Annotated in this window: 13 protein-coding genes; 7 read left to right on the top strand and 6 right to left on the bottom strand. The window is 64.0% G+C overall.

The window, feature by feature from the left end; genetic code table 11:
- Positions 1 to 18: 18 nt before the first annotated feature.
- The 4 genes from J7359_RS11190 to J7359_RS11175 all read right to left on the bottom strand — a co-directional run bounded on the left by J7359_RS11190 (position 19) and on the right by J7359_RS11175 (position 4,262).
- Positions 19 to 624 (bottom strand): CDP-alcohol phosphatidyltransferase family protein, encoded by a 606-nt coding sequence (locus J7359_RS11190; RefSeq protein WP_209056729.1) that lies wholly within the window; start codon positions 622 to 624, stop codon positions 19 to 21.
- Positions 621 to 2,774, bottom strand: a complete 2,154-nt coding sequence (locus tag J7359_RS11185; RefSeq protein WP_209056728.1) for a bifunctional TVP38/TMEM64 family protein/FAD-dependent oxidoreductase — start codon at positions 2,772 to 2,774, stop codon at positions 621 to 623. The genes J7359_RS11190 and J7359_RS11185 overlap by 4 nt, the downstream gene beginning before the upstream one ends.
- A gap of 75 nt (positions 2,775 to 2,849) precedes the next feature.
- Positions 2,850 to 3,428: a TetR/AcrR family transcriptional regulator gene (locus tag J7359_RS11180; RefSeq protein ID WP_209056727.1), complete on the bottom strand. Its 579-nt coding sequence runs from the start codon at positions 3,426 to 3,428 to the stop codon at positions 2,850 to 2,852.
- A gap of 144 nt (positions 3,429 to 3,572) precedes the next feature.
- Complete coding sequence (locus J7359_RS11175; RefSeq protein WP_209056726.1) at positions 3,573 to 4,262, bottom strand: haloacid dehalogenase type II; 690 nt, start codon at positions 4,260 to 4,262, stop codon at positions 3,573 to 3,575.
- Between the two features lie 105 nt (positions 4,263 to 4,367).
- Between J7359_RS11175 and J7359_RS11170 the strand changes: the two genes are divergently transcribed.
- Positions 4,368 to 4,889, top strand: coding sequence for a redoxin domain-containing protein (locus tag J7359_RS11170; RefSeq protein WP_209056725.1), 522 nt, complete (start codon positions 4,368 to 4,370; stop codon positions 4,887 to 4,889).
- Positions 4,890 to 4,916: 27 nt separating this feature from the next.
- On the opposite strand, the gene J7359_RS11165 is transcribed toward J7359_RS11170, so the two are convergent.
- Positions 4,917 to 5,807: a DUF3179 domain-containing protein gene (locus J7359_RS11165; protein WP_247740341.1), complete on the bottom strand. Its 891-nt coding sequence runs from the start codon at positions 5,805 to 5,807 to the stop codon at positions 4,917 to 4,919.
- A 437-nt stretch (positions 5,808 to 6,244) separates the two neighbouring features.
- Here J7359_RS11165 and J7359_RS11160 point away from each other — a divergent pair, with 437 nt between their 5' ends.
- The 6 genes from J7359_RS11160 (at position 6,245) to arsJ (ending at position 11,525) form a co-directional block, all read left to right on the top strand.
- Positions 6,245 to 6,577 (top strand): helix-turn-helix domain-containing protein, encoded by a 333-nt coding sequence (locus J7359_RS11160; RefSeq protein ID WP_209056724.1) that lies wholly within the window; start codon positions 6,245 to 6,247, stop codon positions 6,575 to 6,577.
- A gap of 37 nt (positions 6,578 to 6,614) precedes the next feature.
- Positions 6,615 to 7,670 (top strand): ACR3 family arsenite efflux transporter, encoded by a 1,056-nt coding sequence (gene arsB, locus J7359_RS11155; RefSeq protein WP_209056723.1) that lies wholly within the window; start codon positions 6,615 to 6,617, stop codon positions 7,668 to 7,670.
- The gene (gene arsH, locus J7359_RS11150) at positions 7,667 to 8,380 is read left to right on the top strand and encodes an arsenical resistance protein ArsH (protein ID WP_209056722.1); all 714 of its coding nucleotides are present in this window, start codon (positions 7,667 to 7,669) and stop codon (positions 8,378 to 8,380) included. The genes arsB and arsH overlap by 4 nt, the downstream gene beginning before the upstream one ends.
- 74 nt (positions 8,381 to 8,454) lie before the next feature.
- Positions 8,455 to 9,276, top strand: coding sequence for a metalloregulator ArsR/SmtB family transcription factor (locus J7359_RS11145; RefSeq protein WP_209056721.1), 822 nt, complete (start codon positions 8,455 to 8,457; stop codon positions 9,274 to 9,276).
- Between the two features lie 3 nt (positions 9,277 to 9,279).
- Positions 9,280 to 10,284, top strand: a complete 1,005-nt coding sequence (locus tag J7359_RS11140) for an ArsJ-associated glyceraldehyde-3-phosphate dehydrogenase (RefSeq protein ID WP_209056720.1) — start codon at positions 9,280 to 9,282, stop codon at positions 10,282 to 10,284.
- Positions 10,281 to 11,525 (top strand): organoarsenical effux MFS transporter ArsJ, encoded by a 1,245-nt coding sequence (gene arsJ / locus J7359_RS11135; RefSeq protein WP_209056719.1) that lies wholly within the window; start codon positions 10,281 to 10,283, stop codon positions 11,523 to 11,525. The genes J7359_RS11140 and arsJ overlap by 4 nt, the downstream gene beginning before the upstream one ends.
- Before the next feature lie 243 nt (positions 11,526 to 11,768).
- On the opposite strand, the gene J7359_RS11130 is transcribed toward arsJ, so the two are convergent.
- On the bottom strand, positions 11,769 to 14,987 hold the full coding sequence (locus J7359_RS11130; protein WP_209056718.1) for a hypothetical protein: 3,219 nt from the start codon (positions 14,985 to 14,987) through the stop codon (positions 11,769 to 11,771).
- Positions 14,988 to 15,220 lie beyond the last annotated feature (233 nt).

Genomic DNA, 15,220 nt, shown 5'->3' with positions numbered 1-15,220 from the left:
TCTCCGGTCCTATTGAAGTCAGTGGAAGGCGGTCCAGCCCTGATGCCAGCGCAGGATGGTGGTCACACCGCAGGCTGCGGCAAAGATCCACGCCAGCGTCGGGAAGGATGCGGGAAACAGGCACATGGCCAGAAACAGCATGATCGTTTCGAATCCCTCGGTCAGCCCGCCAAGATAATAGATGCCTTTCGTGCGAAAGCCTGTTGCCTGATCGCCGCGCTTGGCGGCGATCGCGGCGAAGGCCAGAAAGGATGATCCGGTGCCGACAAAGGCCGCGATCAGCACCGCGGCGGGCAACCCGTTCTCGGTCGGGTCGTGCAGCGCGAAGCCCACGGGGACCAGTGCGTAGAAGACGAAATCCAGCGCGATGTCCAGAAATGCGCCGCGGTCGGTCGGTCCATGGATGCGCGCCACGGCCCCGTCCAGCCCGTCCATGATCCGGTTGGCGGCAATCAGGGCAAGCGCGGCCGACCACCAGCCAAAGGCCAGCGCCGGTATCGCCAGCAGGCCGATCGCAAAACCCGCGACGCTGAGTGTATCGGCCGTGACGCCGCGCGCCGCCAGCAATACCGCAGGTGGGCGCAGGACGGCGTGTTGCAGGGGTTGCAGTCGCGCGTCGATCATCCGCGCCTCCAATCGTGGAACCGTTCGACGATTGTCAGCAGGCGGGGGTTCACATGCGCCCGTCGCCAGTTGCCGGCGACGGCCTTGTTCGCTTCGGCCCAGGTCGGATAGATGTGGATGGTGCCCAGCAACTTGTTCAGCCCCAGCCCGTGTTTCATGGCAAGGACAAACTCGGCGATCAGATCACCGGCATGATCCCCGACGATGGTGACCCCCAGGATACGATCCTTGTCCGGAGCGGTCAGAACCTTGACAAAACCATGCGCCGCACCGTCGGTGATCGCACGATCCAGTTCAGCCAGATCATAGCGCGTGACCTCGACAGGGATTCCCTTGTCCTTCGCCTCGGTCTCGGACAGTCCGACACGCGCCACTTCGGGGTCTGTGAATGTCGCCCATGGGATCACCCGGTAGTCGGCCTTGAACTTCCGGAAGGCGCCGAACAGCGCGTTGACGCTGGCGAACCAGGCCTGGTGCGACGCGGTATGCGTGAACTGGAACGGTCCCGCGACATCGCCTGCGGCCAGGATGTTGGGAAACCGCGTTTCAAGATAGTCATTCGTTTCGACCGTCCGGTCACTGATGATGCCCAGTTCTTCAAGACCGAACCCTTCCAGGCGCGCGCTGCGACCCACCGCCACGATGATCTGGTCGAAGGCAATGCGGCGGGCGGTGCCGTCATGCTCGACCTCGATCCACTTCTCGCCGGTCTCGTCCACGCCGCATGCCATGGCCTTGTGCCCGGTCAGCACCGACACCCCGTCGGCTTGGGTCGAGGCGGTGACCAGTGCCGAGGCGTCGGGGTCTTCGCGCATCATCAGCCGGGGGGCCATTTCGACCTGGGTCACGCCCGAGCCGATCCGCGCGAAAGCCTGTGCCAGTTCGCATCCGATGGGCCCGCCCCCCAGGACCACCAGACGACGCGGTGCATGGTCGTGGCCCTGAAGCCTTGTCCAAAGATCGTCCGAGGTCAGCGGGTCGACAAGTTCAAGGCCCGGCAGCGGCGGGATGAACGGGCGCGCGCCGGTTGCGATGATGATCGCGCGCGTGGTCAGACGCTGGCGGTTACCTGCCGCATCGGAAATCTCGACCGTCCACGGATCGATCAGGCGGGCATGGCCCTTTCGGACATCGACGCCCAGCCCTGTATAGCGTTCGACGCTGTCATGCGGGGCGATGTCGGCGATGATGCGCTGGATGCGATCCATCACCGACCGGAACGGAATGTCGGGGGCCATGTCGGTCAAGCCGTATTGCCCTGCCTGGCGCATCTGGTGCGCCAAGGTCGCGCTGCGGATCAGCGCCTTGGACGGCACGCAGCCATAGTTGAGGCAGTCGCCCCCCATTTCGCTGGCCTCGATCAATGTCACCTTCGCCTTTGTTGCCGCGCCGATATAGGCCGCGACAAGTCCTGCGGAGCCTGCGCCGATCACCACCAGATTGCGGTCGAACCGCTTGGGCCGCGTCCAGCCGGCATAGACGCGCCTGCGCTTCCACAGGCCCAGAACGGCACGGGCGATCCACGGAAACCCCGCCAGCAGGGCAAACGACGCCAGCAGCGGGGGCGAGACGATGCCGGACAGGCTGTCCAGGGCCGCGAGTTGCGTCCCGGCGTTCACATAGACCGCCGTGCCGGCAAGCATGCCAACCTGGCTGACCCAGAAGAATGTCCATGCGCGGATCGGCGTCAGCCCCATCAGCAGGTTCACCGCAAAGAACGGCACCACCGGGATCAGCCGCAGCGAGAACAGATAGAAGGCACCGTCGCGCGCCAGTCCGGCCTCGATCCCCTCGGCCCGCGCGCCCAACCGCGCCCGAACCCAGTCTCGCAGCAGATAGCGCGATGCCAGAAACGCAAGCGTCGCGCCGATAGCCGAGGCAAACGACACGATCAGCAGACCGGTCCAGAACCCGAAAAGCGCCCCTGCCGACAGCGTCAGCCAGACGGCAATCGGCAGGGACAGCGCGGTCACCGCGACATAGACCGCCAGAAACAGGGCTGCGACGACGAATGGACGGCTCTGCTGGACCTCTCGGATCGCGGCCAGACGGTCGCGCAAGGACTGCAGGTCGATGTCCTGACCGGAAATCAGCCACAGCGCAGCGACGATCAGCCCCGCGAGGGCAATCAGCAAGACGGGTTTCTTCACATCGATTCCTTCATGTCGTTCCGGGCCGGACCTTGGGCAGCGCTACCTATAAGGTCTGCAAACAGATCATGTTTGTTACAAGGCGACGCCGGAATCGGGTTCACGACCGCGTGATTCGTTTCGCAGCGCCATCACGGCCGTCACCGCAGCCGCGCCGACAGGCGACAACATCTCCGGCTTCTGGCCGGACCGCGCGCGCAGGACGATGCCGCGTGCCACGGCTGCGACCAACGATGCCGCAACAGAGGCGGGGCAGTCCCCTTCTCTCGGCCATCCATCCGCCTCAAGCCGAATGGTGATGCGCGCCTCCAGTGCGTCAAAGCGGCGGTCACGCTCCTCCTGGAACGTGGCGGTCGTAACCGCCGCGTCGGCCAGAACAGAAGATATCAGGCACCCCGGCGTTGCACTGTCGCCGCTGGCCAGATGCACGACCTGATCGAAGAACGCCGACAGGTCGTCGGCAAGCGATCCCCTTGGCCCCAGCGCCTCGACAACGGGGCGAAGTCGGGTATCTGAGTAGTGCGAAATCGTGGCCAGAAACAGCCCTTCCTTGTCACCAAACAGATGATAGAGGCTGGTTCGCGGCATGTTCATCTTGCGACATAGCAGGTCGATCGGTGCTTGATCATATCCACGTGCCCAGAACACGCGCATTGCTGCTTCCAGCGCGGCAGCGTCGTCGAACCCGCGCGGACGGCCACGCGGGCGGGAGGTAGAAGGAGTTGAGGGCATCGGCTTCTCGCTTTTCGAAACGTCAGTTCTGAATATCGGAAAAACCGGGGAAAAGGAAAGCAAGCCTCAGGCATTGGCCCATCGCTTGGCGATTGCATGCGCAAGCGCACGAAGATCGGTAGCCACCACATCCGGCTGCGGTACATCCGGAAGGATCAGCGGCGCGTTCACTCCATGAGTGACCAACGCCCCCTTTCCACCCAGGGCCTGCATCCCGATCGTGTCCCAGACATGACACGCCACGAGGCACAGATCGCGCGGCGGGATGACAAGCGCATCAGCGACCAGCTGATAGGTTTGCGGCGCGGGCTTGAAACGACCTGTTGGTTGGACGCTGAAGCTTGCCTCGAAATATCCGGCCAATCCCGCCCGATGCAGCGGCGACTGCCGTTCGGACGGAGGTGAGTTGGTCAGCGTCACCATACGGAACCCCTGCTGCTGCAGATAATTCAGCGCATAGGCGGCGTCCGGATGCGCGGGCATCGTGCCGATCGCCTGCCGCAAGGCATCGGCATGGGCATCGGTTATGATCATGCCCCGAATGTCGCCGGTCATGCGCAGGACTGCCCCGGCCAATGTGCCGAAATCGCTGCGAAGGCCGGAAATCGTCAGGGTTTGCGAGTAGAGGATCAGTTGCGCGAACCAGTCCCGCATGACCGTCGGGTCGCCAAATATCTTGTCGAAAAATGGACGCAGGTGATCCAGATCAAGAAGAGTCTCATTGACGTCGAACACCAGAATGGGGCGTGCGGGCATGGTCGTGATCCTTGGCTCGGGTCTTTTTGAAACTATTCGTTCTTAAATTCGTTCCCTGCCGACCAGACCGGAAAACCCGGCTCGCAGAAAGGAACAGGTTTCACCATGACCCACACGACCCCGATGCCCGCCACCGCAGCCCCCGCCATTGATGCCAAATTGGCGGATGGCGCCGCCTTTACCCTTCCCTCCGCGCCGGACGGAGGCATGAGAGTGGTCTTTTTCTATCGCGGGGTTCACTGCCCCATCTGCAAGACCCAGATCGAGGAGCTGGCGAGCAGCGAGGATGAATTGCGCGCCGCTGGATTGACGGTCGCGGCTGTATCAATGGACGATCGTGACCGTTTTGCCCGGCAGGTCAAGGAATGGGATCTGGGCGGACTTACCGTCGGCCATGCCCTGACCGAGGCGTCGGCGCGCGACTGGGGCCTGTATCTTTCGGACAAGGCCAAGGACGCCGAGCCGGACCGCTTTGCCGAACCCGGTATCGCCGTCCTGAAAGCAGATGACAGCATTTATGCGATGTTCCTGCAGAATACTCCGGTCGGGCGGCCACGCTTGGACGATCTGCTGCAGGGATTGGGCTTCGTCATGAAGAACGACTATCCGGTCCGCGGTACGGCATGAACCGGCAGGGCCGTCGGTCCGATGCGATCAGCGGCCCAGCATCCACGTCCCGTCCGGGTGAAAAGCGTGAAAGGCGAAGGCGAAGGGGATGTCATGCACCACGTCGCGCCCGGCGGCGTCCTGCACGCGGACGTTGCCCACCTCGCGCCCGGACGAGATTTCACTTCTGTCCAGCGCCGATGCCTGCCCCGCCTGCCAAGTCAGGACCACGCCGCCTTCCTCGATCCGGCCGGCGCGGGCCAGCCGCGTCAGCGGCCACGCTCGATCGCCCACCCGCACGACCCGCTCCAGCGGGGGAATGCCATGAGGCGGGTCTTCGCCAGAGTAGAGCATCGGCCGACCCGTATCGTATCTTGCATAGGGATTGCTGCCATAGGCCCGGCGCCAGTTCGGCTGATCCATTACCAAACCATCCGGATGAGCCTGCCGGAACGCGCGCCAGCTTATCATTACCGCAGGAAGCTGTCGCAGCCTTCGACCTTCCAACCGACCGACGATTGCAAGCCCCAGTGCCTGCTGCCACCAGCTTTCCGTTGCGCGGTCAAACATGATCATGTCCGAATGGCGCAGCAGCCCCGACACACCGAACGAAAGCACCTGTCCCTCAACGCGCGGATCGAAGACCATACCTGTGTTGCACAGCGGACAGAAGGTCACCAACACCGGCTGATTGCCGATCTCATCATTCACGATCTCGTGCCACATCAGATAGCGGATCGGATACGCGCGCACGGGCTGACCCGCCAGATGCACCGCCATGACCGGTTCCCGATCCGACAACCGGGTTTCCGAGGCCGCCGAATGGAAAGCGGGACGCGACAGGGCGGGAATGCCGTCCTTTGCCGGTCCTCCCGACACCACCTCGGACAGGTCAATTCCACTGCGCGAGAAATCGGTCTGCGGCCAAGCCTGTCTCAACGCGGTATCCTGAGCGTAGGCCGGCAATCCGACTGCAAACGCCAAGAGGATCAGCAATCGCCATAAGAATAAGTTATCGGCCGAAATCATGTATAGACGCTGTCTCAGCATGTTGCTGTTCCCCGCTGGTCTGTGGCTTCGGAACTCAGAGGTGCATGTCTCGATCCGGCACGACCACGTTACGGCGATCGCGCATTCGTGAAGGTTCATCCCCCGGAAGATCTGCGTAGCAAGAACCTTTGCACGCCGATCCTATTGCACCGAGACATGGCCCTGGCGTCATCCACCTTCAAAGTATGGAGGTTCTGACCGTTTCTGTGGACTGACTTGAACCGGCATAGCTGCCACGAGATCAGCGATGCGAATGCCGGAAGGGATGGTTGCAGCGAGAAAGCCCGACAACTTGAACCGCATTTAATTTCGACGTATCATGAAGTATGGATAACATTCAAACACTGACCGCGCTGTCAGCGCTTGCCCAAGACACGCGGCTGGACGTGTTCCGCCTTCTTGTAAAAGCCGGTCCCGAGGGTCTGGCCGCAGGCGAGATCGCGACAACTTTGGACATTCGGCCGAACACCCTGTCGAACAACCTCAACATCCTGTCCGCGGCGGGTCTGGTGCGATCCGCGCGCGAGGGGCGCTCGATCCGCTACTTCGCCCGGATGGAGACGATGCGAGCACTGCTGGCCTTCCTGCTGGAAGACTGCTGCGGTGGGCGGTCCGAACTGTGCCAGCCGGTTCTGGACCAGATCGCCTGTGAATGCTGACCTCAGCCGGACCAAAACGACCGAAAGCCGAACCACGATGAGTGACATGACACGACACCCGGCCAGTCCGTTGGGCGCCTTCGAACGCTGGTTGACCCTGTGGGTTGGGCTGGCCATGATCGCGGGGCTTGCCCTGGGCGTTCTGGCGCCGGGGTTGGTTCAGGCCGTCGCGATGGCCGAAGTGGCTTCGATCAACCTTGTCGTCGCCGTGCTGATCTGGGCGATGGTCTATCCGATGATGGTCAATGTCGACTTCGGCGCCGTGGCCGGTGTTGCGCGACAGCCCAAGGGCCTGCTGATCACCTTGACCGTCAACTGGCTGATCAAGCCCTTCACCATGGCGCTGCTGGCGGTCCTTTTCTTCGACCATGTGTTCGCCCCGTGGATCGCGCCCCAGGATGCACAACAATACATTGCCGGCCTGATTTTGCTAGGCGCAGCGCCCTGCACGGCCATGGTCTTCGTCTGGTCGCAGCTGACCCGCGGTGACGCGACCTACACGCTGGTGCAGGTCTCGGTGAACGACATCATCATGGTGGTTGCCTTCGCGCCCATCGTGGCGCTGCTTCTGGGCGTGACCGAGGTCGTGGTGCCGTGGCAGACGCTGGTGCTGGCGACCGTCCTCTATGTCGTGCTGCCGCTGGCGGCGGGGTTGCTGACGCGCCGCGCGCTTGGAAGCCCCGCCCGGATCAAGGTATTTTCGGCGCAGGTGAAACCCTGGTCCATGATCGGGCTGATCGCCACGGTGGCGATCCTGTTCGGACTGCAGGGGCAGACGATCCTTGATCGACCAGTCATCATCGCTCTGATCGCGGTGCCGATCCTGATCCAAAGCTACCTGATCTTCGCCATCGGCTACGGCGCGGCCTGGCTGATGCGCGTGCCGCACCGGATCGCGGCGCCCTGCGCGATGATCGGCACGTCGAATTTCTTCGAACTGGCGGTCGCCGTCGCCATCAGCCTTTTCGGGCTGAACTCGGGTGCGGCGTTGGCGACGGTGGTCGGCGTGCTGGTCGAGGTGCCGGTCATGCTGTCCCTGGTCGCCTTTGCCAACCGCACCCGCGCCCGTTTCCCGACGGAGACCACAAGATGACCGACGACCTGCCCGCGCTGGACCGCGGCCTGATGCCCGGCGGCCTCGTTCTGCCCGAAACGACGGAACCCGGCCATCCGCCGCGCATCCTGATCCTCTATGGCTCGCTGCGCGAACGCAGCTTCTCGCGCCTCGCGGCCGAGGAGGCGGGGCGGATCCTGACCCATCTTGGGGCCGAGGTGCGGTTTTTTCATCCTTCGGGCCTGCCCTTGGTCGATGACGGCACCGATGCTGGCCACCCCAAGGTGCGCGAACTGCGCGAGCTGGTCGCCTGGTCCGAAGGGATGCTCTGGTCCAGCCCCGAGCGGCACGGAGCGATGACCGGGTTGATGAAAACCCAGATCGACTGGATCCCCTTGTCCGACGGCGCGGTGCGCCCGACGCAGGGCAAGACCCTGGCCGTGATGCAGGTCTCGGGCGGGTCGCAAAGCTTCAATGCCGTCAACCAGATGCGCGTGCTGGGCCGCTGGATGCGGATGCTGACCATCCCCAACCAATCCTCGGTTCCGAAGGCTTTCCAGGAATTCGACGAGGCCGGGCGGATGCGCCCCTCTCCCCTGTATGACCGAATCGTGGACGTGATGGAGGAACTGATCCGCTTCACCCTGCTGACTCGCGGCAAGGCGGGCTGGCTGGCCGACCGTTATTCCGAACGCAAGGAAAGCGCGGCAGATCTTATCGCGCGGGTGAACCTGTCACAGGCGACCTGAGCGCGGCGGGGCGGTCATCACCGCGTCATGAAAACTTCACTGGACTGCATCATGATTTCCTTTATTCCGGAATTATGGAAACGAATCGTGCCGCCGAATCCTTTGCAACCCTCGGCCATCCCGGCCGCCTTGCCGTCTTTCGGCTGCTGATGCGCTTTGCCCCGCGCGGGGTGCGTCCGACCGAGATCGCGCAGGCCCTGGGGCTGAAACCGAACACGCTGTCCCATCACCTGTCGGACCTGACGGGCTGCGGGCTGGCACGGGTGCGACGCGACGGTCGGTTCCTGCTTTACTCGGTCGATCTGGACCGGACCGAGGCATTGCTTGGCTATCTGGCGCTGGATCTGGGACGGGCGCGGCCCGACCTGCTTGCGCCCATCACAAAGGAAAGACCCATGTCAGAGATATTCAATGTCCTGTTCATCTGCTCGGGCAATTCCGCCCGCTCGATCTTTGCCGAGGCGCTTTTGCGCGATCTGGGCGGCGCGCATTTTGCCGCCTATTCAGCGGGCACCCGCCCCGGCACCCAACTGAATCCCTTTGCGCTGGAGGTGTTGGAACGCAACGGCCACGACGTCAGCCGCATGCGGTCCAAGCACCTGTCCGAATTCCAGTCCGAGGACGCGCCGCGCATGGATTTCGTCTTTACCGTCTGCGACACGGCGGCGGCCGAGGAATGCCCGCCATGGCCCGGCCAGCCAATCACCGGCCATTGGGGCCTGCCCGACCCGGTCAAGGCCCAGGGGACCGACGCCGAAAAGGCACTGGTCTTTGCCCAGACCTATGGTGCGTTGCGCCGCCGGATCGAGGCCTTCGTGGCCCTGCCGATGGCCAGCCTTGACCGTATCTCGCTGCAGAATCGCGTCGATGCCATCGACACTGACGCCAAGGACTGACCCATGACGCGCATCGCCATCAACGGCCTCGGCCGCATCGGCAAGCTGGCGCTGCGGCGCCTGATCGACGAAGGCATGGGCGCACAGATCGTCCTGCTGAACGACCTGGCGGGGGATGCCGAACAGCATGCCCTGCTGATGGAGTTCGACAGCGTCCATGGCCGCTGGCCCGTCCCCGTCAGCGCCGATGGCGATGCACTGATCCTGGACGGGCACCGCATCCCGTTGATGCGCGCGCGCACGATCGAGGCACTGCCGCTGGAGGGCGTCGATCTGGTCATCGACGCCACCGGCACCTTCAAGACCGAGGCGAAGATCGCCCCCTATTTCGCCGCCGGTGTCCGCAAGGTCGTGGTCAGCGCCCCGGTCAAGGACGGGGGCGCGCTGAACCTGGTCTATGGCGTCAACCACGACCTTTACGATGGCAGCCAGCGCATCGTGACTGCGGCCAGTTGCACGACAAATTGCCTGGCTCCGGTGGTCAAGGTCATCCACGAAGCCCTGGGAATCCGCCACGGCTCGATCACGACGATCCATGATGTGACCAACACCCAGACCATCGTGGACCGCCCGGCCAAGGATATGCGCCGCGCCAGATCGGCACTTGCGAACCTGATCCCCACGACCACGGGCAGCGCGACCGCGATCACGCTGATCTATCCCGAGCTGAAGGGCCGCCTGAACGGCCACGCTATCCGGGTCCCCTTGTTGAATGCCTCGCTGACCGATTGCGTCTTCGAGGTGGCGCGCGAGACCACCTCGGACGAGGTGAACGCGCTGCTGCAAGCTGCCGCCGAAGGGCCTTTGGCGGGAATCCTCGGCTATGAGACGCGGCCCCTCGTCTCGACCGATTATGTCAACGATCCGCGCAGTGGAATCGTGGATGCGGGATCGACCATGGTCGTGAATGGCACGCAGGTGAAGATCTACGCCTGGTACGACAATGAATGGGGCTACGCTTGCCGCCTGGTCGACATCGCCCGCATGGTCGCGGAGCGGATGGCATGAATGGACTTCGCGCCTATGCCGCCGTAACCGCAGCCTACTGGGCCTTCATGCTGTCGGACGGCGCACTGCGCATGCTTGTCTTGCTGCATTTCAACGGACTCGGCTTCTCGCCGGTGCAGCTGGCCTATCTGTTCCTGCTCTACGAGGTCGCGGGGATCGTGACCAACCTGACGGCGGGATGGCTGGCCGCGCGCTTCGGGCTTGCCTCGACGCTGTACGCGGGGCTGGGCATCCAGATCGTGGCGCTGGCGGCGCTGGCGCAGCTGGACCCGGGCTGGACGGTGGGCGCGTCGGTGATGTTCGTCATGGCGGTGCAGGGCGCGTCGGGGGTCGCCAAGGACCTGGCCAAGATGTCGTCGAAATCGGCGGTGAAGGTGCTGGCACCGGCCGATGGCGGCCTTTTCCGCTGGGTCGCGACGCTGACCGGGTCCAAGAACGCGATCAAGGGCCTTGGCTTCTTTCTTGGCGCGGCGCTTTTGGCACTTGCGGGGTTTCAGGCGGCGGTCTGGGCGATGGCAGCCGTCCTGGCCGTCATTCTGCTGGCGGTCGCGCTGTTCCTGCCGCCGGGCCTGCCCGGTCGGATGAAGGGGGCGGACAGCTGGTCCGGCTGGCGTTCGACGGACCAGCGGGTGAACCGGCTGTCGCTGGCGCGCATGTTCCTTTTCGGCGCACGGGACGTGTGGTTCGTCGTAGGCATCCCGATCTATTTCCAGGCGGTCCTGTCGGATGGCACCGCCGAGGGTCGGCGCGAGGCCTTTTTCCTGGTTGGCGGCTTCATGGCCGTCTGGATCATTCTCTACGGTGCGGTGCAGGCAGCGGCGCCCCGCATCGTCGGCGGGTCGAACCGCCCCGAGGACGCGGTGACTCGCGATGCAATCCGGTGGGCCGGACGCCTGGTGCCGATCCCCTTCGCGCTGGCCCTGGCGGTGCTGGTCGCCGGCGATCCCGCGCCCTGGCTGACGGGGCTGCTGGTTCTTGGGCTTCTGGGCTTCGGCTATGTCTTCGCGATAAATTCCTCGGTCCATTCCTACCTGATACTGGCATTCGGTCAGGCCGAGCGGATCACGCGCGATGTGGGCTTCTACTACATGGCCAACGCGGCGGGACGCCTGATCGGCACGCTGCTGTCGGGGATCAGCTATCAGCTTGGCGGACTGCCCCTGTGTCTGTCCACCGCCGGGATCATGGCCGCGGCCAGTTGGTGGGCGATGACGCGGGTGAGCCATTCATCGGCAGAGTAGACAGCAACCAAGACGGTAACGTCGCCGCATTTCGCCACTCTGATGGAATGCGGGGGCTAACCAGAATGGACCCAAACCAGGCCTGTCGCCCGACGCTTCAAGGGCTTGGAACATCGCGACCGGCGCAGCCGCGCATCGCAACGCCCGGCGAAACATCACGATTTACAGGGGCGGACCGCATCAGCCCCTGCAATCTCTGCCATCACCGGCAGACAGACTGCAACCGCCGGGACGCCAGCCCGGTCAGATGGGTTGACGGCAGGATTGCAGGTTTCGGTTCACGCTGCGGTCCAGGAAGCTGATCTGCCGGTAATGTCGCGGCGGGTCCGCCCTGACATAGCGTTGCAGATCGTCTGACGCTGCCTCCAGAACCGTTCCGGAACAGCGACAATAGGCACGCGTTTCGTTCATGATCATGCCATCATCCAGCGCGCGGATGCAGATATCGGCCATGCTTTGGGCCGCTGCCGGAATGTCTTTCGCCGGATCTCGGACATAAAGACGGATGTTCTCGAACATCGTGCGAAGTTCCGGCCCGGTGCAGTTCAGATCATTCAGCAGGATCTGCGCATCGCCATCGGCCATCAGCATGATTTCATCGCGCCGCATCGCCTCTGCAACCGCCGGGCCAGGATCCGCAAGCGTCTGCAGCCCCTGCAGAAGATTTTGCAGTCCCTGCGCAACCATCTGATCCCGACTGCCGGTCAGCGCGTCAAGATCGGTGAACTGCCCCGCGATCAGGCGCGGAAGGTCAGAGGGAAGCGCAGCGGGGCAATAGGTGTTGAAGGTCCCGGTCAACTGCTGAAGATAGATCATCGTCGTATCGCGATCGGCCCGATATGGCACCATTCGGTCGCCGTTCAGAAACGCTGTCAGCAATGCATTGTTGCGCAACCCGGCCGGGCCCCCTTCGGACAGGGCGGGGTCGGCTTGCGGCACGGTGTGTTCGGCGGGCAGGCCGGCGACGGCCGCGGCCAGCAGATCACCTGCCTTCCTGTCATAGAGAGGCCAGAGACCTTGCGCCTCCGACACCTCAAGGCCAGAGATTTCCTGAAAGACCGGGCGAAGCCCGGCGATCTCGGCGACCCCGTCAAGCCGATCCCGAAGCATTTGCAACGCGTCCTGTTTCCTGCGCGCGGCCTGTTCGGCAAGTGCGTCCAGCCGACTTGCGATGGCGGGATAGACACGCAGATCGGCCGCCCCGGCGGCGGCGGCATCGTCGATGGTGCCTGCCACCTCGGCCGCGCGGGGTTGCAGCCGGTCGCGCCATGCGTCCCGCGTTTGCGCGGGCGCTGTCGCAAGGATCTGCTCGGCCCGTGACAGGGCCGCAAGGCCTGAGGGTTCCCGACCCTCGGCCAGGGCCGTCAGCCAGGCCTCGTTTTCCGATTGTTGGGCCTCGTCCTGGCGGGCCGCGATGCGATCCGCGACACGCGCCCGATCGCCTGCGGTCAGGTTCGACAAGGTTTCGCTTTCGGCGCGAAGGGCCTTGAGGGCCGGGCTCATGCGGTCATCGACGGGCAAAGCCGCGATCCGATCCAGCAGCGGCGCAAGCGCGGCGCTGTCCCGTTGCGCCAGCGAGACGGCGGCGCGGAACCGCTGCGCGTCGCTTGCGAAAACATCGCTGTTCCGGTCAAGGCCGAACGCGGCATTGATCACCTTCGAAAAGAACGGGAAATCCTGTCGAAGGTCACGACATTCATCCCTCAGGGGTGCCAACAGCGCCTGGCCCACCTGAGGAGAGGCGCGCAGGCGGTCATAGGGCAGACCCATGAAGGGCGTGAACTTGTCATCCGCAAAAAGCGCCGGCCAACTGGCGAAATCCTTGTCGTGAGACATATTGGCTTCGTCGGGCTGCAACTGTGCCGCCCATCTCCGCATGGACGTGCAAAGGGCGGCGGGCGGTGCCGCGCGAAGCTGGTCTTCACCCATGGCGACGAAGGCAACGTCTTGTTGACCGTCACCCGGCGTGACGGTCAAGGGCAAGGGCGTTTCGGCCAATGCCAGCGTGACCGGCTGGCAAAGATCGCCTGCGAACCGGACATGCAAGCCATCGTCCTGCCTGACCAACTGCGCGGGAACACCGAATTCGTGACCCTGTCGACGCACCACATTTTCCAGCAGGCGGGCCGCCAGCGTTCCGTCGGCCGCAGCCTCGATCTGCAGTTTCTGCCACGCGCCGGGAATGAAGCCTGTCACCTCGGCATAGCGGAACTCGGCCGCGCCGTCGCCCATCGACAGATCGGCCAAGTCAAGCTGCATGATCTGATCTTCGCCGTGACATTGGCCGATGCCAGTCCAGGTGCCGGCCAGCCCGGTCAGCGCACCCGTGTCGATCAGCCCCGCCGTGACCGGCGTGTCGTCCGTCTGTTCCAGAGAGACCGGCCCACATCCCTCGATCTCACCGGCCATCTTGCGCCCGTCCGGTGCGATCCGCAGCGTGACGGGCAACGCGCGATGCCCACTTGGCTGCTTGACCCAGCCAAGGGGATACAGGCGCACCTCGCCCGGACCGGTCGCCTTGACCTGAAATTCGATCTCGCCGTCAAAGCCGGGGGTGGGTCCAGCCTCGCGATAGCGCCAGCGGGCAAGCGGGAACCCGGCGGCCGGATGGCGGGCAAAGCCCAGGTCCAGCGTCATCTGCGCCCCGCATTGATATTCCCCCCGCCATGTTCCGCCAAAGCCGGATTCGGCCAGCTGCGCAACCTCGGCCAGCGCGGTCTGTGGCTCGGGCAGCGGCGCGCGCGCCAAGTGAAAATCGCTGCAACCATGCCGCAGCAGCGCGCCATTCTCGATCCGCAACCCGTCCTGAGACAGCGTAGCGCCCGAGATCTGAGCCATGCCATAGCGTTCGACCGGCTCTGATTCCGGGCTGTCGGGCGTGATCGCAACCGTACGGGAACGTTCGGTGTAGTTGACGATCAGCGGCCAGCGCCCCGTTCCGCCGGCGTTGTCACCATCTACCAACGTCACATCCATCGCGCCAAGGTAACTGCCGCCAGGACCAAGCCAGAGCCGGGCCGACACCTCGGCGGCACCATCGGGGCAGACATAGCCGCCCTGCCATTCTCCGGCCAGGCCGTATCGTTGGGCAAAGGCGATTTCCCTTTGCAATCCGGGCGCCCGGTCTTCTTTCCCCTTCCCTTCCGCCGCAAGCGACGCACGGGCAAGCAGCGGATCGCCAGCACCCTTGAGATGCAGACGAAATTCCGTCGCAGCCGGCACGCGCTGAAAACTCAGCGCCGAATCCGTCTGGCCTGAAATGTACCGAAATTCGTCATATCCGCCCTCTGGCGTATCGGGCGGTACCAGCGTGACCCAATATGTCTGGGCCGGATCCAGATCCGACACCGTGACGCCGAGACTGGTGTCAGCGGCGTCGGCCTCGGTCTGGATGCTCGGTTCGGCAGCCGCGGCGCCGGGAACAAGAAGTGCAACAGCGACGAAAAGAAGCGTGCGGAACATGATGCTTCCCGTATTTGATCGGGGCAAGTCTAACACGCGCTGGCGCCATCCATCCAGCATATCGTCGTGCAGATGCAACGAATGGTAAGGACGATGCGCTGCGATGCAGCACTCGGGCCTATTGCTACATCCAGTGAGCGCCGGAGGTCACGATGTGCGGAAGGATGCGACCAGCTAAGAATCCGGCTTGATCGCAATCTGCGGCGACAACAGTATCAGTCCGGTCAGAGCGC

This window comes from Paracoccus sp. R12_2 (assembly GCF_017744015.1).
GTDB lineage: Bacteria > Pseudomonadota > Alphaproteobacteria > Rhodobacterales > Rhodobacteraceae > Paracoccus.
This window is presented reverse-complemented; position numbering and strand designations above follow the sequence as displayed.

What these genes read in the sequence shown, in the direction of transcription:
- J7359_RS11180 (WP_209056727.1), bottom strand. Translation starts at nt 3,428, where the DNA reads ATGCGCGTGTTCTGGGCACGTGGATATGATCAAGCACCGATCGACCTG.
- arsJ (WP_209056719.1), top strand. Translation starts at nt 10,281, where the DNA reads ATGAATGGACTTCGCGCCTATGCCGCCGTAACCGCAGCCTACTGGGCC.
- arsB (WP_209056723.1), top strand. Translation starts at nt 6,615, where the DNA reads ATGAGTGACATGACACGACACCCGGCCAGTCCGTTGGGCGCCTTCGAA.
- J7359_RS11140 (WP_209056720.1), top strand. Translation starts at nt 9,280, where the DNA reads ATGACGCGCATCGCCATCAACGGCCTCGGCCGCATCGGCAAGCTGGCG.
- J7359_RS11170 (WP_209056725.1), top strand. Translation starts at nt 4,368, where the DNA reads ATGACCCACACGACCCCGATGCCCGCCACCGCAGCCCCCGCCATTGAT.
- J7359_RS11160 (WP_209056724.1), top strand. Translation starts at nt 6,245, where the DNA reads ATGGATAACATTCAAACACTGACCGCGCTGTCAGCGCTTGCCCAAGAC.
- J7359_RS11175 (WP_209056726.1), bottom strand. Translation starts at nt 4,262, where the DNA reads ATGCCCGCACGCCCCATTCTGGTGTTCGACGTCAATGAGACTCTTCTT.
- arsH (WP_209056722.1), top strand. Translation starts at nt 7,667, where the DNA reads ATGACCGACGACCTGCCCGCGCTGGACCGCGGCCTGATGCCCGGCGGC.
- J7359_RS11190 (WP_209056729.1), bottom strand. Translation starts at nt 624, where the DNA reads ATGATCGACGCGCGACTGCAACCCCTGCAACACGCCGTCCTGCGCCCA.
- J7359_RS11145 (WP_209056721.1), top strand. Translation starts at nt 8,455, where the DNA reads ATGGAAACGAATCGTGCCGCCGAATCCTTTGCAACCCTCGGCCATCCC.
- J7359_RS11130 (WP_209056718.1), bottom strand. Translation starts at nt 14,987, where the DNA reads ATGTTCCGCACGCTTCTTTTCGTCGCTGTTGCACTTCTTGTTCCCGGC.